Source organism: Streptosporangium sp. NPDC004631, assembly GCF_053601935.1.
In genome coordinates this window covers 23927-44856 of record NZ_JBSGCR010000004.1, presented here as the reverse complement: position 1 = coordinate 44856, position 20930 = coordinate 23927, and the positions used below count along the sequence as shown (strand labels likewise).

The window sequence follows — 20930 nt, the reverse complement described above, 5'->3', positions numbered from 1 at the left end:
GCCGGAGCGCGTCCGGGCGGAGGCGCCGAGGACGTTCCAGACCGATTGCCGTGAATCACTGGTCGAGCGGACGACGGATGACGAATCTGGATGAGGAGGGAGGCACATGTCCACGCGACAGCCCACGCGCATAGAGCCGAGGCGCACGGTGGGCGATCTGTTCGCCGGACTCGGCGCGCTGGTCGTGCTCGTCGCGCTCGTCGGGGGGGTTCCCTACGCGCTGCTCCGGCTGGCCGGGCCGCCGCTCCCGGCCGAACTGCTCAAGCTCGACCTGCTGACCAGCCAGGTCGGCACCAGCACGGTCGTGGCGATCCTCGTGCTGCTGGTCTGGCTCGCCTGGCTCCAGCTGACCGTCTGCGTGATCGTCGAGATCTACGCCGGGCTGCGCAGGGTCGGGATGCCCGCCAGGGTCCCGCTCTCCGGCGGCACCCAGATGCTGGCCAACCGGCTGGTCTCGGCCGTGCTGGTGCTGTTCACCGTCTCGGCGGTGGTCGTGCCGATCATACGGCCGAGCGGCCCGCCGGCCGCCACTCCCGTCGCCGCCTCGACCGCGCTGTCCGCCCCGGTCGGAGAGGAGCGGCCGCCCCTGGCGCCGGTGCGGAAGGCCAAGAAGGTCTACGTGGTGCAGCCGCCACACGGACGGCACCACGAGAGCCTGTGGGAGATCGCGGAGAAGTGCCTCGGCGAGGGACGGCGCTATCCGGAGATCTACCGGCTCAACCAGCACAAGGAGCAGCCGGACGGCAGCCGCCTGCACATGGCCGACCTGATCAGGCCCGGCTGGGTCCTCGACATGCCGGACGACGCGAGGAACGTCCACCTCGTCCCGGCCGCCCAGGGGCGCGACGAGACCCTCAAGGACCACCCGGGCAGGCCCGCCGAGCTCGACGGCCGCACCCAGACCTTCGCCACCGGCCGGACGGACCCGCCGGTGGAGTCCAGCCCCGAGGCCACCCGGTCCCCGGACACCTCCGTCCTGCCCGGCTCCGGCCGTGACGGGGCGGCCCGTTCCGCCGAGACACCCGACAGGCCCGCCCACCCCTCACAGAGGTCACCCGGAGAGTCCGGCCGGCCCTCTCAGAGCCCGTCCGGTGAGACGGCCCCGCCCTCCCGCCGGCCGGATGAGGAGTCCGCCGGGTCCTCCCGGAACTCGTCCGGTGAGACGACCCCGTCCAACCGGCGGTCACCCGAGGAGACGGCACCCTCCTCCCGGAACTCGTCCGGGGACACGGCCTCCGGCGCCGAGCGCGGGCCGCGCGTCGCGGCCGGCCAGGGGGAGTCCGGGCAGGACTCCGGGCTCGGCGTGCTCGACTACCTGGCGGGTGCATCGCTGGCGGCGGCGGGCCTGCTGGCCGCCCTCGGGCGCAGGCGCAGGCTGCAGCTGTGGCATCGGGCCTTCGGACGGCGGATCACCCGGCCGAGGGAGGACGCGGCCCAGGCCGAGCTCGCGCTCCGGCTCGGCGCCGACGCCCCGGGCAGCCGCATGCTGGACATCGGGCTCCGGCTCCTCGGCAGGTCGCTCGCGGCCCACGACCGCGTCCCGCCCACGATCTACGCCGCGCACCTGTCCCCGCAGAGCCTCGACCTGTGGATCCACCCGCCCGACTCCGAGGCCCCCGCGCCCTGGGGCGCCCACGACGGCGGCCAGGTCTGGCGGCTCCCCGCCCACGAGGGCCGGATGCTCGACGAGCGGTCGCTCTCCGAGGCGCCCGCGCCGTACCCGGGCCTGGTCTCGCTGGGCTCCAACGGCGAGGGCCGGGTGCTGGTGGACCTTGAGGCGGCCCACGGGCTGATCGGCCTCAGGGGCTCCCGGACCACCGAGGCCCTCGCCGCGCTCGCGGTGGAGCTGGCCACCAACCGCTGGTCGGACCGGATGAGCATCACGCTCGTCGGCTTCGGGGAGGAGCTGGCCGTGATCGCCCCCGACCGGATCCGGTACGTGGACGGCCTGGCCGAGATCCTGCCCGAGCTGGAGGCCAGGGCCGACGAGCGCGGACAGGGCGGCGAGGTGCTCACCGGCCGGATCCACGGGCGGGCCGCCGACCCGATCTGGCCGCCGCACTACGTGCTGTCGGCGGTCGCCCCGACCGCCGAGGAGGGGCACCGGCTGGCGGTGCTCGCCAGGAAGGGCACCCGTACCGCCGCCGGATACGTGGTGGCCGGTGACGTTCCGCACGCCACCTGGAACTGGGAGATCACCGAGGACGGCCGGGCCACGGTCGACGCGCTCGGCTTCGAGGTGGTGGCCCAGCTCCTGCCCCGCCGCCACTACCGCGCCCTGATCGACCTCTTCCGCACCGCCGACCGGTTCGAAGGGGAGCCCCTGGTCGACGAGCCGGAACCGGAACCGGTGCCGCAGACGGCCTCGGTCGAGGTGGGGCTTCTCGGCCCCGTCGAGATCACCGGTCCGTCGCCGATGGAGGAGGGCCGGGGGGTGCTCGCCGCCGAGCTTCTCGTCTACCTGGCGACCCACCCCGGCGGTGTCCACCCGGTCGTGCTGGGCGGCATCCTGTGGCCGCGCGGTGTGCAGCCGACGGTCAGGGACGCGACCATCGCCAGGGTCGTGGCGTGGCTCGGCACCGACAGCGCCGGACGGCCCAACCTCTACGCCGACGACTCGGGGCGGATCCGCCTCGGCCCCGAGGTGTGCACGGACTGGATGATCTTCCGTGACCTCGTCCGCCGCTCCCACACGGACGCCGCCGTGCGCGCCGTGCTCCTGGAGCGGGCGCTGAGCCTGGTGCGCGGCCCGCTGCTGAACGGCCGGCCGCGCGGTAGATACGCCTGGCTGGCCGACGACGACCTGGAGTACGACGTGACCGCCGCCGTCGCGGACGCCGCCCACCGGCTCTGCGAGATCCGGATGGCCGAGGGCTCGGCCGAGCAGGCCGTCGCCGCGGTGCGGGCCGGGCTGCTGCTGGCCGCCGACGACGAGGGGCTCTGGCGGGACCTGCTGCGGGCCACCCATCTGGCCGGTGACCCGGCCCGGCTGCGCACCGTGGTCGAGGCGCTCCACCGGCGGGCCGCCGCCCAGCCGGGCGGCGGGATGGCCCCGGAGACCGAGGCCCTCATCGACGAGCTGCTGCCCTCGTGGCGGATCCGTTCGGCGCCGTCGGCATGAGCGCCCGCGACGGCCGAGGGGCGGTGACGGCCGCGGTGACCGCGGTGGCGCTGGTGTCGGCGGGGCTGGCGGGCTGCTCCTCGCGGCCCGCCCGCCCGTTCACCCCGGTGGACCTTCCGGCCGACGGGCGGAGCTCCTCGCCGGAAGCCGGGGCCGCCGCCGAGACCGACCCCACGGCCGACCCGACGGCCGGGTCCACGGCCGGACCCGCGACCGGGGCCACCACCGAGCCGATGACCGGGCCTGCGGCCAGGGTGGAGACGGTCCGGGTCGAGCCCGGCGTCCGGGTTGTGATCGAATGGCCCGCCACGGCCGACCCGGACACCACCGGCATGATCAATGCGTTCCGCGGCTACTTCACCGGCTCGTTCAGGGCGGTCGTGACCGGTGGCCGGGACACCGCCTACCTGGAGACGGTCCAGGACACCGCGAGCCGGGACGCCTACTCGTGGGTTCAGGAGTTCCTGGACCAGCGCCGGACCGTGCGCGGTACGGCCCGCCTGTACGCCCTGAACGTCGCCTCGGTCACCGGCCCCGGGGCGCAGCTCGACGTCTGCGTGGACGAGTCCGGAATGCGGCTGGTGGACTCCGGCACCGGTAAGGAGGTCGGCGACCAGCCCGACTGGACCAGGAAGCCGTTCCTCCAGGTGGCCGGGGTACGGCGGGGCGACGACGGAGTGTGGCGGATCAAGCTGCTCCGGCACGCCGAACTTCCCAGCGAAGCCGTGAAGGGATGTCTTCGATGATCATGAATGTGGTCGTTGCGGGGCTGCTGCTGCTCTCTTCCGGAGGGGACGACCCCGGCGGGGGCGGCGGCAAGGTCGTCCAGCGAGGCTCCACGGTCGGGCTCCGCCTGGAGAACTCCCAGATCGTCATCACCGGGACCGGGGTCAGCGGCAAGAGCGACGGCTACCGGATCAAGCGGCCGTGCTGGTACGAACCCGGTAAGACCGCCGCCGACATGCTGCAGAACCAGGAGACGGCGCGGGACTGGTGGTTCCGCTACACGCCGGGGGCCACCGAGGAGAAGTACCAGGAGTTCCTCAAGCAGTTCAAGGAGAAGGTCGGCAGACAGGGGCGCTGGTGGGCGCCCGCCTACAACGGCGCCGACCCCGACGGCCTGTCCTGCTGGAACGGCCTGAACCCCTTCGTGTGGGTGCCGCCCGGCACGACCCCGCCCGCCGGGATCACCGTCGAGGAGCTCGTCGAGATCGCCAGGGCCGCGCTGACCGTGCCCGAGCCGAAGATCCGCCTCAACCCGGACGCCCGGAGCTACGTCAACCTCCCGACCTGGGTCTGGCTGGGCGACGTGGGCGCGACCACCCGGTCGGTGACGGCCACGATCCCGGGGTTCATGAGCGCCACCGTGACCGCCACCCTCGGCGACGTGCGGATCGACCCGGGCACGACCTCCGACCGCGCCGAGAAGGAGGAGCGGTGCGGGCCGGGCGGCAGGCCGTACGCCAAGGGGGAGAGTTTCACCTGTGGTGTCCGGTATCTGCGCGCCTCGGCCGACCGGCCGCGCGGTGTCTACGAACTGACGGTCACCTCGGTCTGGACCGTCGCGGTGCAGGGCAACGTGGCCGGCGCCTACCAGCCGATCCAGGCGAGCGCCACCCGTGACGTTCCGGTGGGAGAGGTGCAGAGCACGGTCAAGGGAGGCCGGTGAGCCTTGGGCCGGCCCTCACTTGGAGGAGACGCCGACCCCGATCTCGAACTCCCGGTAGACCCGGGCCCAGAAGCCGTCCCGGAGCCAGACGCGGGCCTCGGGGTAGGGGCGCAGGGAGTGACCCAGCTCCTTCTCGGCCTCGATCAGCAGCTCGGTGTCGATGACCGTGGGAAGGATCGGGCCGGGCAGCAGGTCGCGGATGTTGTCGCGGCCCCGGGTGAGGATCCACTTCTGGGCCACGTGCTCGCCGACCTCCTCGACCCGTGGGCGGCTGGGGCCGAGCTTGGTGACCTGGCCCGCGGGGGCCTTGGGCTTGACCGCCGTGGGCGGACGGCCGGCGAAGACCTGCGCGGGGGAGGGGGTGGCCGGAGGGATCGGGACGGGCACGGAGGCCGGGGCGCGGCTGAAGAAGGAGCGGAGGAAGTCGGCGCTGATGATCTCGACGGTGTCGGACTCCCAGACGAGGCGCTCGGCCTGGTTGGTGCCGTACGGCGGCTCGACGCCCCACAGGTGGATGCGCACGCCGTACGCCTGGGCGGCCTCGACGGCGGGGACCATGTCCTCGTCACCGGCGAGCAGGATCGTGTCGCTCACCGCGTGGTGTCTGGCCAGCGCCTCCAGGTCGCTTCTGATCTGCGCGTCCACCCCCTTCTGCTGACCCCGCGCGTTCAGGTTGCCCAGGCGCACCTTGACCCAGGGGAGCTGGGCGATGACGCGCTGGTCCACGGTGGGCACCCGGTCGCGGGCGGCGTCGTACCAGTAGATTCTCAGCAGCTCACCGTGAATGCGGCTCTCCGCGTGCTTCTGCAGGGCCTGGATGAGCTCGTCGGCCGCGACCCGGTACTCCTTGCGCTCCTTGGCGCCCAGCAGCACCTCTCCCGCCGCGGCGTAGAGATACCCCACGTCCACCAGGACGGCGTACTTGGCGGCGACGGGGTGGGACGTGAGGTCCAGGATGGTCATGTCGTCCTCCAGGCCTCGGAACCAGCTGATCGGGCTGACTATATGCGCCCATTTCTTAGATAGTCCCAAGTCTCATGTAACTTGACACCCGGTTCCGCGGATCTATCCGGGCATCCCGCTTGATCTCCATGCGCCTTGTCCGACCGGGAGGGGCTTTCGCATGGCATGTGCGGGGTTACGCCAATTCTCCTGCTTTGGTGGTGCTTTTGGGGCGGGAGCGGTCTGTGTGGCGAGTGCGATCACCAGTGCGGCGATCTCCTCCGGGGTGGCGTCCCCGCGGACGATTCTCAGATGTGTCATAGCGGGATGTTCCCATGTTTCCTCGGGGGCAGGGTCATGCGCTTGTTGCGGAGCGCGCGCAGGGCCTTGACGATCTGGACCCGGGTGTCGGAGGGGCGGATCACGGCGTCCACATACCCCCGTTCGGCCGCGAGATACGGGTTGGCGAGCGTGTCCTCGTACTCGGCGACGAACCGGGCCCGCGCGGTGTCGGGGTCCTCGGCCGAGGCGAGTTCGCGCCGGTAGAGGATGTTGACCGCGCCCTGCGCGCCCATCACCGCGATCTGCGCCGTCGGCCAGGCCAGGTTGACGTCCGCGCCCAGGTGCTTGGAGCCCATCACGTCGTAGGCGCCGCCGTACGCCTTGCGGGTGATCACCGTGACCAGCGGAACGGTCGCCTCGGCGTAGGCGTACAGCAGTTTGGCGCCGCGGCGAATGATCCCGTTCCATTCCTGGTCGGTTCCCGGCAAAAATCCCGGCACATCTACAAATGTCAGAACAGGAATGTTAAAGGCATCGCATGTACGGACAAACCTGGCGGCTTTCTCCGAGGCCGCGATGTCCAGTGTCCCGGCGAAACTCATCGGCTGGTTGGCGACGACCCCCACCGAACGTCCCTCGACCCGGCCGAAGCCCACCAGGAGGTTGGGCGCGAACTGCGCGTGCAACTCCAGGAACTCGCCGTCGTCCACCACGTGCTCGATCACCGCGTGCATGTCGTACGGCTGGTTCGCCGAGTCCGGGATCAGCGTGTCCAGCTCCAGGTCCTCGGCGGTGGTCTCCGGCGCGACGTCGGCGTCGAGGACCGGTGCCCCGTCCATGTTGTTGGACGGCAGGTAGGACAGCAGCGCCCTGGCGAACTCCAGGCAGTCGGCCTCGTCGGCGGCCTCGTAGTGGGCCACGCCCGACCTGGAGTTGTGGGTGCGCGCGCCGCCGAGCTCCTCGAACGTCACCTCCTCGCCGGTGACCGTCTTGATCACGTCGGGGCCGGTGATGAACATGTGCGACTTCTCCGCCACCATCAGCACGAAGTCGGTGAGCGCCGGGGAGTAGACCGCGCCACCCGCGCACGGACCCATGATCAGTGAGATCTGCGGGATCACCCCGGAGGCGTGCACGTTCCGCTTGAAGATCTCCGCGTACAGGCCCAGCGAGACGACGCCCTCCTGGATGCGCGCCCCGCCGGAGTCGTTGATGCCCACCACCGGGCAGCCGGTCTTCAGCGCGTGGTCCATCACCTTGACGATCTTCTCGCCGAAGACCTCGCCCAGCGACCCGCCGAACACGGTGAAGTCCTGGGAGAACACCGCCACCGGGCGGCCGTCCACCGTGCCGTGACCGGTCACCACGCCGTCGCCGTACGGGCGCTCGCGCTCCAGGCCGAAACTCGTCGACCGGTGCCTGGCCAGCTCGTCGAACTCCATGAAGCTGCCGTGGTCCAGAAGGGCCAGCACCCGCTCCCTGGCGGTCATCTTGCCCTTGGCGTGCTGCCTCTCCACCGCGCGCGCGGAGCCGGCGTGCGCGGCCTCGTCCAGGCGGCGCTCCAGGTCGGCGAGTTTGCCCGCGGTGGTGCGGATGTCAACCCCGGGGGCTACCGGTTCAGCGCTCATCGGGCCGCTCAGCACTCCTCGCTCGGTCACACTGCGTTCGCAGGCGCGCCCGGGTGGGGCACGCCCTCTTTCGCGCGACCCGCTCCGCCTGTGGCGCAGGGGCCGCCTCCCGCTCGTTCTCAGCAGGTTAACCCTCCGCCTACGCGGATATTCACCGGGGGCGACCGTTCGACCGGTGAGCGGAGCCATGTTCGTTAAACAGGTAATTCTGGCAAAGTAGGCGTCATGACGGACATCGCCGAGGCGGTACGCACAGAGCGGCTGTTGAAGAGTTTCGGGAACCACGTGGCTGTGGGTGGTGTCGATCTCGTTGTCCCCCGGGGGAGTTTCGCCGGGCTGGTCGGCCCCAACGGCGCGGGAAAGACCACCACGCTCAGCATGGTCACCGGTCTGCTCCGGCCGGACGGCGGTGTCGTCCACATCGACGGCCTCGACGTCTGGCGCGACCCGGCCCAGGTCAAGGCCCGCATCGGCGTGCTCCCCGAGGGGCTGCGCCTGTTCGAGCGCCTCTCCGGCCGCGAGCTGCTCTCCTACAACGGCCAGCTCCGGGGCATCCCCAGGGCGGAGGTGGAGCAGCGGGCCGAGGGGCTGCTGCGGGTCATGGACCTGACGGAGTCGGCCGACAAGCTCGTCGTCGACTACTCCACCGGCATGCGCAAGAAGATCGGCCTGGCCGCCGCGCTGCTGCACAACCCCAGGGTGCTCTTCCTGGACGAGCCGTTCGAGGGAGTGGACCCGGTCAGCGCCAACACGCTGGTCGAGGTGCTGCGGCGCTACACCGCCTCCGGTTCGACCGTCGTCTTCTCCAGCCACGTCATGGAGCTCGTCGAGCGCCTGTGCGACTGGGTCTCGGTGATGAACAGGGGGCGGATCGTCGCGCAGGGCCCGCTGGACGGGGTCCGCGCCGGGCGGAGCCTCAACGAGGCGTTCCTCGCCCTGGTCGGCGCCCGGGACGGCGGCGAGGGGAAGGAGGGCCTGTCATGGCTGGGAGCGACCTCGGCATGAGCGCCGCGGGAACGGGCCACGGCGCCGGAAACCCCGTCGCCGGAGGGGCCGGAGCCCTCGGTGAGGGTACGGGGGGTCAGGGGGGGCGCGGCGCCCCGGAGGGCTCCGCCGGCGGTGCCGTCCGGGTGGGGCCCTGGCTCTTCGTACGGCTCAAGCTCCGGCTGATCGCCGGGAACCTGCGGGGCAACGGCGTGCGCCTGGCCGGCTTCATCTTCACAGTGATCGCCGCCGTCGCCGCCGCGTTCTTCGGGTTCCTCGTCCTGGCCATGCTGCGGCTGGCCCCGCAGGACGTCGCGACCGACGTCGGGACCGTGCTGCTCACCGCCTTCCTGGTGGGCTGGGCGGTCGTGCCGCTGCTGGCCTTCGGCCTGGACGACACGCTCGACCCGTCGAGGCTCTCGCTGTTCCCGCTGCGGGCCGGGCAGCTGGCGGTCGGCATGTTCGCCGCCTCGGTCACCGGTGTCTGGCCGATCGCCACGCTGATCATCATGTTCGGCGCACTGGCGGGCCTGACCTCCGGCGTCGGCGGAGCGCTCCTGGGCGTCGTCGGGGTGCTGCTGTTCTTCGCGCTCTGCATCGTCACCTCACGGCTGGTCACCACGGCCCTGTCCGGCGTGCTGCGCACCCGCAGGGGCCGCGACGTGCTCGCCATCTCGGTGCTCTTCTTCGTCGTGGTCGCGCAGCTTCCCAACCTGCTGCTCAACGGAGGTCTGGCGAACCACCCGGAGGCGCTGCTGCACGAGGTCGCCTCGGTGCTGCGCTGGACCCCGTCGGGCATGGTCGCGCACGCCATCACCGGCGGCGGGCCGACGGCCCTCGCCGAGCTGGCCCTCCTCGCGGTTTTGGTCGGGGTGGTGGGGTGGCTGTGGATCGTCGCGCTCCGCCGGGCGCTGGTCACCCCGGACGCCTCCACCGAGGGCGCCTCGGTCCGCAACTCCAGGGGCCTGCTGGCCCGCGTCCTGCCGGACGGCCCGCTCGCCGCGGTCGCCGGCAAGGAGCTCAAGTACGCCCGCCGTGACCCCAGGGGCCGGGTCGGCTGGTTCGCCTCCATCGCGGTCACCGGCCTCATGGCCTTCTCGCTGAGCAGGGGCGACGGCGCGGCGGGCCTCGCCCTGGCGGTCGGCCCGGCTTGCCTGGGCGCGATGATGATCGGCCTGCAGTCGGCCAACTCCTTCGGCATCGACGGCCGCTCGCTCTGGATGAACTCCATGGTCTACGGCACCGGCCGCGCCTGGCGGACCGACCTGGCCGGGCGGCACCTGGCCGTCGCGACGATCGCGACACCGCTGCTGGCCCTGCTCGCGGTGGTCGCCGCGTTCCTGGCCGGTGACCTGCTCTGGGCCGTCCCCGCCGCGCTCGCCGCCTGGGGAGTCCTCGGCGTCGGCCTCGGCGTGGGCGCCGTGACGAGCGTGCTCGTGCCGTACACGGTGCCCGAGCGGCTCAACGCCTTCACCGGCGCCGCCCCCGGGCAGGGCGGCGTCGCCTTCGCGGCCTCGATGGGCGCGATGATCGGCGGCGGCCTGCTGTCGCTGCCGATCGCGCTGCCGGTGCTTCTCGGCGTCACCTGGGTCAGCGTGCTGGCCGTGCCGTACGGGCTGCTGGTCTCCTGGGGAGGCCGCCGCCTCGCCGGTGATCGTGGTTTCCGCCGGTATCCCGAGATCCTGGCGGCGATCTCCCAGGGGAGCTGATCGGCCTGGCCCAGCAGGTGAGACCGGTCGCCGTCCGGAAAAGCGGACTGGTTACGCTGACGAATATGTCTGCCATCGCGAACAACCAGGCAGAGCGTTCATCCGCTGTCACCGAGATGCCCGACGAGCTCCGCGCGGACGTGCGGCTGCTCGGCGGGCTTCTGGGGCAGGTGGTCGCCGAGCACGGCGGTGACGACCTGCTCGCCGATGTCGAACGCCTCCGCAAAGCCGTCATCGCGGCCCGTCGCGGGGAGGTCTCGGGCGACGAGATCACCGCGATGGTCGCCGGGTGGCCCATCAACCGCGCGGTGCAGATCGCCCGTGCGTTCACCTGCTACTTCCACCTGGCCAACCTCGCCGAGGAGCACTTCAGGATCCGCACGCTCCAGGTCCGCGACACCGGCGAGGAACCGCTGCCGGACTCGCTGGCGCAGGTCGTGCAGGAGCTGGGCGGCGAGCGCGTCGCCGAGCTGGTGGACGGGCTCAGGCTGCACCCGGTGCTGACCGCGCACCCGACCGAGGCCCGCAGGCGCGCCGTGGTCACCGCGATCCAGCGGATCAGCGGCCGGCTCGCCGCCTACAACAGCCCCGAGCGGGGCGCCGCGGAGCGGGCCGAGACGCGGCGGCGGCTGCTGGAGGAGATCGACCTGCTCTGGCGCACCTCCCAGCTCAGGTCCACCAAGCTCAACCCGCTGGACGAGGTCCGCACCGCCATGGCCGCGTTCGACGAGACGCTCTTCCGCGTGGTGCCGCTGATCTACCGCTCGCTGGACGCCTCGCTCGGCGAGGGCACCGGCACCCGTGAGCCGCTGGCCCGCGCCTTCATCCGCTACGGCAGCTGGATCGGCGGCGACCGCGACGGCAACCCCAACGTCACCGCCAAGGTGACCAGGGACGCCGTGCTCATCCAGTCGGAGCACGTGCTGACCGCGCTGGAGAACGCCACGCTCGGGGTCGGCAGGACTCTCACCCTGACGTCCACCTACACCCCGGCCTCCACGGGGCTCCGGGCCGCGCTCGCCGCGGCGGAGAACGACCACCCCGAGCTGGTCGCGGAGCTGGCCACCCGCTCCCCCCAGGAGCCGCACCGGCAGTGGCTGCTCTTCGTCGCCGCCCGGATCGGCGCCACCCGGCAGCGCGGACTCGACCTGGCCTACCGCTCGCCCGGCGAGCTCCTGGCCGACCTGCGGATCGCCCAGGCGTCGCTGGTCGCGGGCAAGGCTCCCCGGCAGGCCTACGGCGAACTGCAGCACCTCATCTGGCAGGTGGAGACGTTCGGCTTCCACCTGGCCGAGCTGGAGGTGCGCCAGCACTCGCAGGTCCACGCCGAGGCGCTGGCCGAGCTCGCCGCCGGGCGGTCCTCCGAGCGCACCGACGAGGTCCTGGCCACCATCCGGACGATCGCCTGGATCCAGGAGCGGTTCGGTGTGGACGCCTGCTCCCGCTACGTCGTCTCCTTCACCCGTTCCGCCGACGACGTCGCCGCGGTCTACTCGCTGGCCGAGCACGCGCTCGGCGACCGGGCCCCCCTGCTCGACGTGGTCCCGCTGTTCGAGTCGGGGGCCGACCTGGCCAACGCGCCCGCCGTGCTGACCGGGATGCTGGAGATCCCCGGCATCCAGCGCCGGCTGGCCACGGGAGGCCGCCGCCTGGAGGTCATGCTCGGCTACTCCGACTCCGCGAAGGAGCTCGGGCCGACCGCCGCGACCCTGAAGCTGTACGAGGCGCAGGAGGCGCTGACCGCCTGGGCCGCCGAGCACGACGTACGGCTGACCCTGTTCCACGGCCGGGGTGGCGCCCTGGGCCGGGGCGGCGGCCCGGCGAACCGGGCCGTGCTCGCCCAGGCGCCGGGCTCGGTGGGCGGCAGGTTCAAGGTCACCGAGCAGGGCGAGGTCATCTTCGCCCGCTACGGCCACGCCGCCATCGCCCGCCGCCACATGGAACAGATCACCTCGGCGGTGCTGCTGGCCTCCACCCCGACCGTCGAGGCCCGGACGGCCGAGGCCGCGGGACGCTTCCGAGCCATGGCCAGGCAGGTCGCCTCCGCCTCGGAGAGGTCCTACAGGTCGCTGACCGAGGCGCCGGGCTTCCCCGAGTGGTTCTCCCTGGTCAGCCCGCTGGAGGAGATCGGCTCACTCCGCCTGGGTTCCCGGCCGGCCAGGCGCGGCCTCGGCGCGCCCCGCTCCCTGGACGACCTGCGGGCCATCCCGTGGGTGTTCGCCTGGGCCCAGACCCGGATCAACCTGCCCGGCTGGTACGGCCTGGGCAGCGGCCTGGAGGCGGTCGCCTCCGAGTCCGGCCTGGACGAGCTGCGCGCCGCCTACCGCGAGTGGCCGCTCTTCGCCTCGCTGCTGGACAACGTGGAGATGTCGCTGGCCAAGACCGACAGGGACATCGCCGCCCGCTATCTCGCGCTGGGCGGCCGGGACGACTTCGCCGGGCGGCTCCTGCGGGAGTACGACCTCACCCGCCGCCTGGTCCTGGAGGTCACCGGCCACACCCGGCTGCTGGAGAGCCGCAGGGTGCTCTCCCGCGCGGTCCAGCTCCGCGACCCCTACGTGGACGCGCTCTCCCACCTCCAGCTCCGCGCCCTGTCCACCCTGCGCTCGGAGGAGGAGCTGTCGGAGCACGAGCGCGAGCGCCTGTCCACCCTGCTGCTGCTCTCGGTCAACGGCGTCGCCGCCGGACTGCAGAACACCGGCTGATCACGTGGTGACCCGCTCCGCGCCGGAGTAGAGGTTGAAGCGCTCCTCGCGGAGGAAGCCGACCAGCGTCATCCCGAACTCCCTGGCCAGCTGGACGGCCAGGGAGGAGGGCGCGGAGACCGCGCAGACGATCGGCAGGCCCGCGGCGAGGGCCTTCTGCATGATCTCGTAGCTGGTCCTGCCGCTGACCATCAGCAGGTGCGCCTCCAGCGGCAGCCGGCCGTTCAGCGAGGCCCAGCCGACGAGTTTGTCCACCGCGTTGTGCCGCCCCACGTCCTCGCGGAGCACCACCAGGTCGCCGTCCGGGGTGAACAGCCCGGCCGCGTGCAGGCCCCCGGTCCTGCCGAAGACGCCCTGGGCCTCCCGCAGCCGGTGCGGCAGGCCGTACAGGGTCTCGGGGGAGACCCGCAGGTCCTGTGGCAGGGGGGAGAGCGGGGCGCAGCGGTCGCGCAGCGCGTCGAGGCCGGCGGTGCCGCAGACGCCGCAGGCGCTCGACGTCACGAAGTGCCGCTCCAGGGACGGCAGGTCGGGCAGGGGGCCGCGCAGCCGTACCGTCACCGTGTTGTAGCGGGCCTCGGGGGCCACGTCGTCGTCGGTGCAGTAGGCGATGGACGTGATCTCGCCGGGGGAGGTCACCCCCTCGCCGTGCAGGAACCCGGCGGCGAGCTCGAAGTCCGCGCCGGGGGTCCGCATGGTGATCGCGAGCGTACGGCGGGTCTCACCGGAGGCGATCCGGATCTCCATCGGCTCCTCGGTGGCCAGGTCGTCACGGCGGTCCCGCGCGATCCCGCCCCGCACCTCCCGGATCCGGGTCACGGTGCTCGGGCCGGGACGCTCCACCGTCCGCTCCGCCGTACGACGCCCCACCGGCCCGGCGGGCCGCCCTCCGGCCGGGTCACGCGGGTCGAGGCCCCTGACCACGTCTCCGTCCCCCTTCTCCGGCATATCGGGCCTATAGCCCGATTTTGCCCCTTGTGTCACTTGCCCTTAACAGTATTCCCTGCTCAATGCCGTAATTCGGTAACAGGGGGTCGCCGGGGGCGGGAAGATGGCCAAGTGCTCGACTCGCCCTTCACCGATCTCGACCGCCCGCCGCTCTCCGAGGCGGCCCTCACCCGTGCCCTGGTCCGCCCCGGCGGCCTGTGGTCGGGCATCACCGTTGTCGGCCGAACAGGCTCGACCAACGCCGACCTCGCGCAGGCCGCGCGCGACGGCGCCCGGCAGGGGGCCGTGGCCGTCGCCGAGGCGCAGTTCGCCGGCCGTGGCAGGCTCGGCCGCACCTGGAGCGCCCCGCCCCGCTCCGGCCTGATGTTCTCGGTGCTCCTGCGGCCTGAGCCGCCGCCCGGCAGGCAGGGCTGGCTGCCGCTGCTCGTCGGTCTGGCCGCGGTCTCGGCCGTGCGCAAGGTCGCCGAGGTGGACGCCCGGCTGAAATGGCCCAACGACCTGCTGGTCGGGGAGCGCAAGCTCGCCGGGGTGCTCGCCGAGCGGATCGACAGCGCGGTCATCGTGGGCGTCGGGCTCAACGTGAGCGTCCGCGCCGACGAGCTGCCGGTGGGGACGGCCACCTCGCTGGCCCTGGAGAACGCCTCCTGCGTCGACCGCGATCCGCTGCTGCGGGCGGTGCTGCGGGAGATCGAGACCCACTACCGCGAGTGGTCCCAGGCGGACGGCGACGCCGACGCGTGCGGGCTCAGGGCCGCCTACCTGGGGGTCAGCGCGACGATCGGCCGCGAGGTCCGGGTGGAGCTGCCGGGCGAGCGGGTGCTCACCGGGTCGGCCACCGGCATCGACGACTCCGGCCACCTGCTGGTGGAGTCCAAGGGGCGGTCGCACACGCTGAGCGCGGGCGACGTCGTGCATGTTCGCCCGCACGCCTCATGACGTAGAGCGTCTGGGCATGCCACGATTTGCCCCATGGGTCTCCCCGATCACCACCTGACAGAGGGGGAACAGCGCATTCGCGCGTTCCACCCGCACTGGAAGCGCCTCGTCGTCCCGTCCCTCGCCCTGGTCGTCATCATCGCCGGGTCGAGTGCCGCGATCCTCTTCATGCCCGCCTTCGCCTACGACTCCTACGCCCGGATCGCGGTCGCGGTCATCGCCGTCGGACTGCTGACCGTGTGGTCGTTCGTGCCGTACCTGCGGTGGAGGAACACCTCCTACGTGCTCACCTCGCACCGGCTCACGATCAGCACGGGCGTGCTGAACAAGTCCAACGACGACATCCCGATGAGCAAGGTCAACACGGTCAGCGCGGACCAGACCCTGCTGGAGCGGATGTTCGGCAGCGGCACGCTCAACGTCGAGTCGGCCGGGGAGCAGGGGCACATCACGCTGCGCGACATTCCCCGCATCCAGGACGTGCGGGCCGAGCTGTTCCGAGCCCTCGACGACGCGACCGACGGGGAGCCGTAGGAGCCCCCGGGAGGGTTCGGGTGGTCCGGGCCACGGGGCACCGCACCGGGCCTGAAAGGATTGGCGCGGGGGCGCGTCGGACGAGCAGCCGTCCAACCCGGTAACCAAGTTCGAAGATGAGGTGCAGGAGATATGCCGTACACCGTGCAAGGCGTGGTCGCGCGTGGCAAGGGAGGCCCCGTCTCCCTGGAGACGATCCGCGTTCCGGACCCGGGCCCCGGGGAGGCGGTGGTGAACATCCAGGCGTGTGGCGTCTGCCACACCGACCTGCACTACCTGGAGGGCGGGATCAACGACGACTTCCCGTTCCTGCTCGGTCACGAGGCCGCCGGGGTGGTCGAGGCCGTCGGCGAGGGCGTCACCGAGGTGGCCCCCGGCGACTACGTGATCCTGAACTGGCGGGCGGTCTGTGGCGAGTGCCGCGCCTGCCGCCGAGGCCGTCCGTGGTACTGCTTCAACACCCACAACGCCACCCAGCGGATGACGCTGGAGGACGGCACCCCGCTCAGCCCGGCGCTGGGCATCGGCGCCTTCGTGGAGAAGACCCTGGTCGCGGCGGGCCAGTGCACCAAGGTGGACCCGGCGGCCCCGGCGACCGTGGCCGGCCTGCTGGGCTGCGGGGTGATGGCCGGCGTCGGCGCGGCCATCAACACCGGCGGTGTGACCCGGGGCGACAGCGTGGCGGTCATCGGCTGCGGCGGTGTGGGCGGCGCGGCCGTCCACGGCGCCTGGCTGGCCGGCGCCACGAAGGTCATCGCGGTGGACGTGGACGACCGCAAGCTCGCCTGGGCCAAGGAGTTCGGCGCCACCCACACGGTCAACTCCCGCGACACCGACCCGGTGGAGGCGATCCGGGAGATCACCGGCGGCAACGGCGCGGACGTGGTGATCGAGGCCGTCGGCCGCCCGGAGACCTACAAACAGGCGTTCTACGCCCGCGACCTGGCCGGAACCGTGGTCCTGGTGGGCGTGCCCACGCCGGAGATGACGCTGGAGCTGCCGCTGCTGGACGTCTTCGGCCGGGGCGGGGCGCTGAAGTCCTCCTGGTACGGCGACTGCCTGCCCAGCCGCGACTTCCCCATGCTCATCGACCTCTACCTCCAGGGGCGGCTGAACCTGGACGGCTTCGTCTCCGAGACGATCGGCCTCGGCGACGTCGAAGAGGCGTTCGCCAAGATGAAGCGCGGCGAGGTCCTCCGCTCGGTGGTGGTCCTGTGATCGACCGCGTCGTCACCTCGGGAACGTTCTCGCTGGACGGCGGGACGTGGGACGTCGACAACAACGTCTGGCTGGTCGGCTCCGGCAGTGAGGTCGTCGTCGTCGACGCGGCGCACGACGCCGAGGCCATCGCCGCGCGGGTCGGCGACCGGGAGGTCAAGGCGATCGTCTGCACCCACGCGCACAACGACCACATCAACGCGGCGGCAGACCTGGCCGCCCTGGTGGGCGCGCCGATCCTGCTCCACCCGGCCGACCAGGTCCTGTGGGAGATGGTCTACCCCGACCTGCCGTACACCCCGTTGCGGGACGGCGAGGTGCTCTCGGCCGGCGGAGTGGAGCTGACCGTGCTGCACACGCCGGGCCACGCGCCCGGCGCCGTCTGCCTGCACGCCCCCGGCCTCGGCGCGGTCTTCACCGGGGACACCCTGTTCAAGGGCGGTCCGGGCGCCACAGGCAGGTCCTTCTCCTCCTTCGACACCATCGTCGAGTCGATCCGGACGCGGCTGCTGACCCTGCCGGAGCAGACGGTGGTGCACACCGGGCACGGCGACTCGACCACCATCGGCGCCGAGGCCCCGCACCTTCAGGAGTGGCTGGACAGAGGACACTGATCGTCGTCCCGTCACGGCGGGACGGCAGGTGAGACGGTAGGCGGGATGGCGGGGGAGCGGACGCCTGTGTGACTCATATCACATAGGCAGACCTAACTCGATGGGTTACGTTAGGTGTGCCTTACCTATGCGTGCTCTGTTGAGAAAGGTGTCTCCCCCGCCATGTACGTGTGCGTCTGCAGCGCGGTCACCGAGAACGAGGTGCACGACTGCATCACGGCGGGGGCGAGGAGTGCCCGGCAGGTCCGCGACGCCACCGGCGCCGGCGGCGACTGCGCATCTTGCGTGCGCAAGATCTGTGCGATCCTGAAGCGGTCTGAGGAATTGATGCCGACCGCATAGCACAGGGAGCCGGCCATGCAGGGTGACAAAAAGATCATCGAGCTGCTCAACGAGCAGCTCACGGCCGAGCTGACCGCGATCAACCAGTACTTCCTGCACGCGAAGATGCAGGAGAACTGGGGATACACCAGGCTCGCGAAGTACACCCGCGAAGAGTCCATGGACGAGATGCGCCACGCGGAGAAGCTGACCGACCGGATTCTTTTCCTTGAGGGCCTGCCCAACTATCAGAAACTTGGCACGCTGCACATCGGCCAGACCGTCCAGGAGCAGCTCCGCGCCGACCTGGACATCGAGCTGGAGGTCGTCGCCCGGCTCAAGCCCGCCATCATCCTGATGCGCGAGAAGGGCGATGCCACCTCGGCGCGTCTCTTCGAGGAGATCCTTGAGGACGAGGAGCACCACATCGACTATCTGGAGACCGAGCTGGGGCTCATCACCAGTCTCGGTGAGCAGCTCTATCTGGCCCGTTACGCCGAGCCGCCGTCGGCATCTTGAGCTGACTTGTCCGAACACGCCCGCCGGGTCCCTTACGGCGGGCGTGTTTGGTTTTGTGATGGAGCGGCGCCGGGCTCCTTGGCACGCCTGTCGTTTCCATGGACTTCCGAGGCGGGAGCCGTACCGCGTACGCCTCAGCCGTTGCGGGACGACTATCCGGGATTTATCAGTGTTTGCCCAGGTCAATGGATAGGTCAATGACGAGTCAAACCGCGCGCTGTACCCGGGAAACGATCCCTTAAGGTCCTACGATCGCAACATGACCTGTGTACTTCTCGCCGAGGATGACACCTCGATCTCCGAACCACTGGCGCGTGCACTGCGCCGCGAGGGTTATCAAGTTGAGGTGAGCCCCGACGGCCCGCAGGCCCTGGAACGGGCGCTGTCGGGTGGCATCGACTTGATCGTTCTTGACCTGGGCCTGCCAGAGATGGATGGCCTGGAGGTTGCCAGGCGCATACGTGCCGAAGGGCACGGCACGCCTGTGCTCATACTCACCGCCCGCGTCGACGAGGTGGACACCGTCGTCGGCCTCGACGCCGGGGCCGACGACTACGTCACCAAGCCGTTCCGGCTGGCCGAGCTTCTGGCCCGGGTGCGCGCGCTGCTACGGCGCGGCACGTCCGAGACACCCGTGGTGCAGGGCGTGCGCATCGACGCGGACTCCCGTCGCGCCTGGATGGGCGACAAGGAGCTGCACCTGACGACCAAGGAGTTCGACCTGCTGCGGGTCCTGGTCCGTGACGCCGGAAAGGTGGTCACCCGAGAGCAGATCATGCGCGAGGTGTGGGACACCAACTGGTGGGGCTCCACCAAGACGCTGGACATGCACATCTCCTGGCTCCGCCGCAAACTGGGCGACGACGCCGCCAAGCCGCGATACATCACCACGGTACGAGGGGTCGGCTTCCGGTTCGAACGAGAGTAGGGGATGCGCCGCCGCCTGCTCTCCTCGACCCTGCTCGTCGCGGTCATCGGGGTGCTGCTGCTGGGCATCCCCCTGGGCGTGGCGGTCAACCGGCTGATCGAGGAAGAGGCGACTCAGGAGCTCTCCTCCCAGGCCAAGGGCCTGCTGGGGGAGGTGGAGTATGCCCGGATTCAGGATCAGCCCGTTGATCCGGAGCAGCTGAAACGTAAATATCCCGACCGATACATCCAGATCTATGCGAAGGGAACTCCTCCCCAGGTGACGATGGTGGGCACCGAGCCCCCCGAGAGTCGCAAGATGACCGAGGACGCCCAGTCGGAGAACGGCGTGTACGTCGCGGTCAGCCGGGACAAGACCCAGGTGGAGCGGGAGGTCAGGGCATGGCTCCTGCTCATCCTGGCGCTCGCCGCGGCGGCGCTCGCGGTGGCGGTGGGGCTCGCCATCGTGCAGTCACGCCGCCTGACGCTCCCGCTCAGCGACCTGGCGATGATCGCTGAGCGGCTCGGCTCCGGTGACGCCAGACCGAGCAAGCACCGCTACGGCATCCAGGAGCTCGACCGGGTGGCCGAGGTGCTGGACCGCAGCGCGACCCGCATCTCTGACCTGCTGGCCAGGGAGCGGGAGTTCGCCACCGACGCCTCGCACCAGCTGCGGACCCCGCTCACCGGCCTGACCATGCGTCTTGAGGAGATCGTGGCGGCCGCGCACGAGCCCGGGATCGTCAAGGAGGAGGGCGAGGCCGCCATCGTGCAGGCCGAGCGGCTCACCGCGGTGATCGACGAGCTGCTGGCCGCGGCCAGGCGCCAGCGGCACTCCCAGACCGACGTGGTCGACCTCGACGACCTGCTGGACCAGCAGTTCATCGAGTGGGGGCCGGCGTTCCGCCGGGTGGGACGGCGGCTGCAGCTCTCCGGCACGCGCGGCCTTCAGGCGCTGGGCACCAGCGGCGGCGTCAGCCAGGTGATCTCCACCCTGCTGGAGAACTCGCTGGAGCACGGAGGCGGCACCGTCAAGGTGACCACCAGCGACAAGGACAGATCCATCGTGATCGAGGTCACGGACGAGGGCCAGGGCGTCTCCGACGAGCTGGCCAACCGGATCTTCGAGCGGAACGTGAGCGGGGCGGGCGGCACCGGCCTGGGGCTGACCCTGGCACGTGCCCTGGCCGCCGCCGACGGCGGACGGCTGGAGCTGGTACGGCCCCGCCCGGCGGCCTTCGCGTTCTTCCTGCGGCAGGTCGGCGACACCGGCAGGAACCGGGTGGTCAGCGGGCCCGCGTGACCTCGCCGGGGAGCTCCCTCGGCACGTCCTCGGTGGCCGCCAGGAAGACCCACTTCTTGTAGGACCAGAAGCGGAAGAGCGTTCCCAGACCGATGCCGACCAGGTTGGCGATGTTGGTGCTCAGCGGGTCGGTCAGCCCCAGGGTGTAGCTGGTGAAGCCGATGCAGAGCAGCCCGAACAGCAGCGCGATCCCGTTGAGCAGGAAGAACAGGAAGTACTCCCGGGCGAACCCGCTCTGCTCGCGGTGCCCGAAGGTCCAGTAGCGGTTGCCCAGATAGGAGAACGTGGCCGCGACCACCGTGGCGACGACCTTGGAGATCAGCGGGCCCCAGTGCAGGCCGTAGTGGAGGAGGTTGAAGCCGCCGGTGTCGATGACGAAGGCGATCCCCCCGACGACCCCGAACTTCGACAGCTCGTGGATCAGGTCGGCGAGCTGCTGGTAGGCGCGTCGCAGAAACTGCACGTCTCCTGCACGGTCCTTTCCGGGGGCGGCTGTCGACGTCGGCCGTCGACGCCGGTTGTCGATGTCGGTTGTCGATCCGCCACTCGGGGGACCTCGGGCACTGTTCTGCCAGGCTACCGGTCCACCCGCCC

19 protein-coding genes are annotated in these 20930 nt (G+C 71.3%); 14 read left to right on the top strand and 5 right to left on the bottom strand.

The window, feature by feature from the left end:
• The first annotated feature begins 106 nt into the window (after window positions 1-106).
• The 3 genes from ACWEF2_RS05095 to ACWEF2_RS05085 are packed head-to-tail and all read left to right on the top strand — an operon-like array spanning window position 107 to window position 4790.
• Entirely contained in the window at window positions 107-3121 is a 3015-nt protein-coding gene (locus ACWEF2_RS05095) for a hypothetical protein (RefSeq protein WP_453812050.1), read from the top strand.
• Window positions 3091-3867 carry a hypothetical protein gene (locus tag ACWEF2_RS05090; RefSeq protein ID WP_453812048.1) on the top strand — a complete coding sequence of 259 codons (777 nt, stop codon included), beginning with the start codon at window positions 3091-3093 and terminating at the stop codon, window positions 3865-3867. The genes ACWEF2_RS05095 and ACWEF2_RS05090 overlap by 31 nt, the downstream gene beginning before the upstream one ends.
• 2 nt (window positions 3868-3869) lie before the next feature.
• The gene (locus tag ACWEF2_RS05085; RefSeq protein ID WP_453812046.1) at window positions 3870-4790 is read left to right on the top strand and encodes a hypothetical protein; all 921 of its coding nucleotides are present in this window, start codon (window positions 3870-3872) and stop codon (window positions 4788-4790) included.
• Between the two features lie 15 nt (window positions 4791-4805).
• On the opposite strand, the gene ACWEF2_RS05080 is transcribed toward ACWEF2_RS05085, so the two are convergent.
• The 3 genes from ACWEF2_RS05080 to ACWEF2_RS05070 form a co-directional block, all read right to left on the bottom strand.
• Complete coding sequence (locus ACWEF2_RS05080; RefSeq protein ID WP_453812044.1) at window positions 4806-5753, bottom strand: NYN domain-containing protein; 948 nt, start codon at window positions 5751-5753, stop codon at window positions 4806-4808.
• A gap of 102 nt (window positions 5754-5855) precedes the next feature.
• A complete protein-coding gene (locus ACWEF2_RS05075) occupies window positions 5856-6053 on the bottom strand; it encodes an acyl-CoA carboxylase subunit epsilon (protein ID WP_453812042.1) in 198 nt (65 codons plus the stop codon).
• Window positions 6050-7642, bottom strand: a complete 1593-nt coding sequence (locus ACWEF2_RS05070; RefSeq protein ID WP_453812040.1) for an acyl-CoA carboxylase subunit beta — start codon at window positions 7640-7642, stop codon at window positions 6050-6052. Before ACWEF2_RS05070 ends, ACWEF2_RS05075 begins: the two co-directional genes overlap by 4 nt.
• A gap of 225 nt (window positions 7643-7867) precedes the next feature.
• On the opposite strand from ACWEF2_RS05070, the gene ACWEF2_RS05065 reads away from it, so the two are divergent.
• The 3 genes from ACWEF2_RS05065 (at window position 7868) to ACWEF2_RS05055 (ending at window position 13040) form a co-directional block, all read left to right on the top strand.
• Window positions 7868-8647, top strand: coding sequence for an ABC transporter ATP-binding protein (locus ACWEF2_RS05065; RefSeq protein ID WP_453812038.1), 780 nt, complete (start codon window positions 7868-7870; stop codon window positions 8645-8647).
• On the top strand, window positions 8623-10335 hold the full coding sequence (locus ACWEF2_RS05060) for a hypothetical protein (RefSeq protein WP_453812036.1): 1713 nt from the start codon (window positions 8623-8625) through the stop codon (window positions 10333-10335). The genes ACWEF2_RS05065 and ACWEF2_RS05060 overlap by 25 nt, the downstream gene beginning before the upstream one ends.
• A gap of 65 nt (window positions 10336-10400) precedes the next feature.
• A complete protein-coding gene (locus tag ACWEF2_RS05055) occupies window positions 10401-13040 on the top strand; it encodes a phosphoenolpyruvate carboxylase (RefSeq protein WP_453812034.1) in 2640 nt (879 codons plus the stop codon).
• Here the strand turns inward: ACWEF2_RS05055 and fdhD are convergent, their stop codons facing one another.
• A complete protein-coding gene (gene fdhD / locus ACWEF2_RS05050; protein ID WP_453812033.1) occupies window positions 13041-13985 on the bottom strand; it encodes a formate dehydrogenase accessory sulfurtransferase FdhD in 945 nt (314 codons plus the stop codon). It lies immediately after the preceding gene.
• A gap of 111 nt (window positions 13986-14096) precedes the next feature.
• Here fdhD and ACWEF2_RS05045 point away from each other — a divergent pair, with 111 nt between their 5' ends.
• The 8 genes from ACWEF2_RS05045 (at window position 14097) to ACWEF2_RS05010 (ending at window position 20336) form a co-directional block, all read left to right on the top strand.
• Window positions 14097-14921, top strand: coding sequence for a biotin--[acetyl-CoA-carboxylase] ligase (locus ACWEF2_RS05045; protein ID WP_453812031.1), 825 nt, complete (start codon window positions 14097-14099; stop codon window positions 14919-14921).
• Between the two features lie 33 nt (window positions 14922-14954).
• Window positions 14955-15455 carry a PH domain-containing protein gene (locus tag ACWEF2_RS05040; protein WP_355591771.1) on the top strand — a complete coding sequence of 167 codons (501 nt, stop codon included), beginning with the start codon at window positions 14955-14957 and terminating at the stop codon, window positions 15453-15455.
• A 132-nt stretch (window positions 15456-15587) separates the two neighbouring features.
• Complete coding sequence (locus ACWEF2_RS05035; protein WP_453812029.1) at window positions 15588-16673, top strand: S-(hydroxymethyl)mycothiol dehydrogenase; 1086 nt, start codon at window positions 15588-15590, stop codon at window positions 16671-16673.
• Window positions 16670-17287: an MBL fold metallo-hydrolase gene (locus tag ACWEF2_RS05030; protein ID WP_453812027.1), complete on the top strand. Its 618-nt coding sequence runs from the start codon at window positions 16670-16672 to the stop codon at window positions 17285-17287. The genes ACWEF2_RS05035 and ACWEF2_RS05030 overlap by 4 nt, the downstream gene beginning before the upstream one ends.
• Window positions 17288-17449: 162 nt before the next feature.
• Entirely contained in the window at window positions 17450-17629 is a 180-nt protein-coding gene (locus tag ACWEF2_RS05025) for a (2Fe-2S)-binding protein (RefSeq protein WP_453812025.1), read from the top strand.
• A 15-nt stretch (window positions 17630-17644) separates the two neighbouring features.
• Window positions 17645-18127: a bacterioferritin gene (gene bfr, locus ACWEF2_RS05020; RefSeq protein WP_453812023.1), complete on the top strand. Its 483-nt coding sequence runs from the start codon at window positions 17645-17647 to the stop codon at window positions 18125-18127.
• Window positions 18128-18386: 259 nt separating this feature from the next.
• Complete coding sequence (locus ACWEF2_RS05015; protein ID WP_012888073.1) at window positions 18387-19055, top strand: response regulator transcription factor; 669 nt, start codon at window positions 18387-18389, stop codon at window positions 19053-19055.
• A 3-nt stretch (window positions 19056-19058) separates the two neighbouring features.
• Window positions 19059-20336 carry an ATP-binding protein gene (locus ACWEF2_RS05010; protein WP_453812022.1) on the top strand — a complete coding sequence of 426 codons (1278 nt, stop codon included), beginning with the start codon at window positions 19059-19061 and terminating at the stop codon, window positions 20334-20336.
• Here ACWEF2_RS05010 and ACWEF2_RS05005 read toward each other — a convergent pair.
• Window positions 20320-20799 (bottom strand): GtrA family protein, encoded by a 480-nt coding sequence (locus tag ACWEF2_RS05005; RefSeq protein WP_453812019.1) that lies wholly within the window; start codon window positions 20797-20799, stop codon window positions 20320-20322. The genes ACWEF2_RS05010 and ACWEF2_RS05005 overlap by 17 nt on opposite strands.
• Window positions 20800-20930 lie beyond the last annotated feature (131 nt).

Bases quoted from the DNA above. Each gene is read 5' to 3' on its own strand.
- ACWEF2_RS05070 (WP_453812040.1), bottom strand. From the start codon at position 7,642: ATGAGCGCTGAACCGGTAGCCCCCGGGGTTGACATCCGCACCACCGCG.
- ACWEF2_RS05085 (WP_453812046.1), top strand. From the start codon at position 3,870: ATGAATGTGGTCGTTGCGGGGCTGCTGCTGCTCTCTTCCGGAGGGGAC.
- fdhD (WP_453812033.1), bottom strand. From the start codon at position 13,985: ATGCCGGAGAAGGGGGACGGAGACGTGGTCAGGGGCCTCGACCCGCGT.
- ACWEF2_RS05025 (WP_453812025.1), top strand. From the start codon at position 17,450: ATGTACGTGTGCGTCTGCAGCGCGGTCACCGAGAACGAGGTGCACGAC.
- ACWEF2_RS05075 (WP_453812042.1), bottom strand. From the start codon at position 6,053: ATGACACATCTGAGAATCGTCCGCGGGGACGCCACCCCGGAGGAGATC.
- ACWEF2_RS05060 (WP_453812036.1), top strand. From the start codon at position 8,623: ATGGCTGGGAGCGACCTCGGCATGAGCGCCGCGGGAACGGGCCACGGC.
- ACWEF2_RS05055 (WP_453812034.1), top strand. From the start codon at position 10,401: ATGTCTGCCATCGCGAACAACCAGGCAGAGCGTTCATCCGCTGTCACC.
- ACWEF2_RS05065 (WP_453812038.1), top strand. From the start codon at position 7,868: ATGACGGACATCGCCGAGGCGGTACGCACAGAGCGGCTGTTGAAGAGT.
- ACWEF2_RS05015 (WP_012888073.1), top strand. From the start codon at position 18,387: ATGACCTGTGTACTTCTCGCCGAGGATGACACCTCGATCTCCGAACCA.
- ACWEF2_RS05010 (WP_453812022.1), top strand. From the start codon at position 19,059: ATGCGCCGCCGCCTGCTCTCCTCGACCCTGCTCGTCGCGGTCATCGGG.
- bfr (WP_453812023.1), top strand. From the start codon at position 17,645: ATGCAGGGTGACAAAAAGATCATCGAGCTGCTCAACGAGCAGCTCACG.
- ACWEF2_RS05095 (WP_453812050.1), top strand. From the start codon at position 107: ATGTCCACGCGACAGCCCACGCGCATAGAGCCGAGGCGCACGGTGGGC.
- ACWEF2_RS05035 (WP_453812029.1), top strand. From the start codon at position 15,588: ATGCCGTACACCGTGCAAGGCGTGGTCGCGCGTGGCAAGGGAGGCCCC.
- ACWEF2_RS05080 (WP_453812044.1), bottom strand. From the start codon at position 5,753: ATGACCATCCTGGACCTCACGTCCCACCCCGTCGCCGCCAAGTACGCC.
- ACWEF2_RS05040 (WP_355591771.1), top strand. From the start codon at position 14,955: ATGGGTCTCCCCGATCACCACCTGACAGAGGGGGAACAGCGCATTCGC.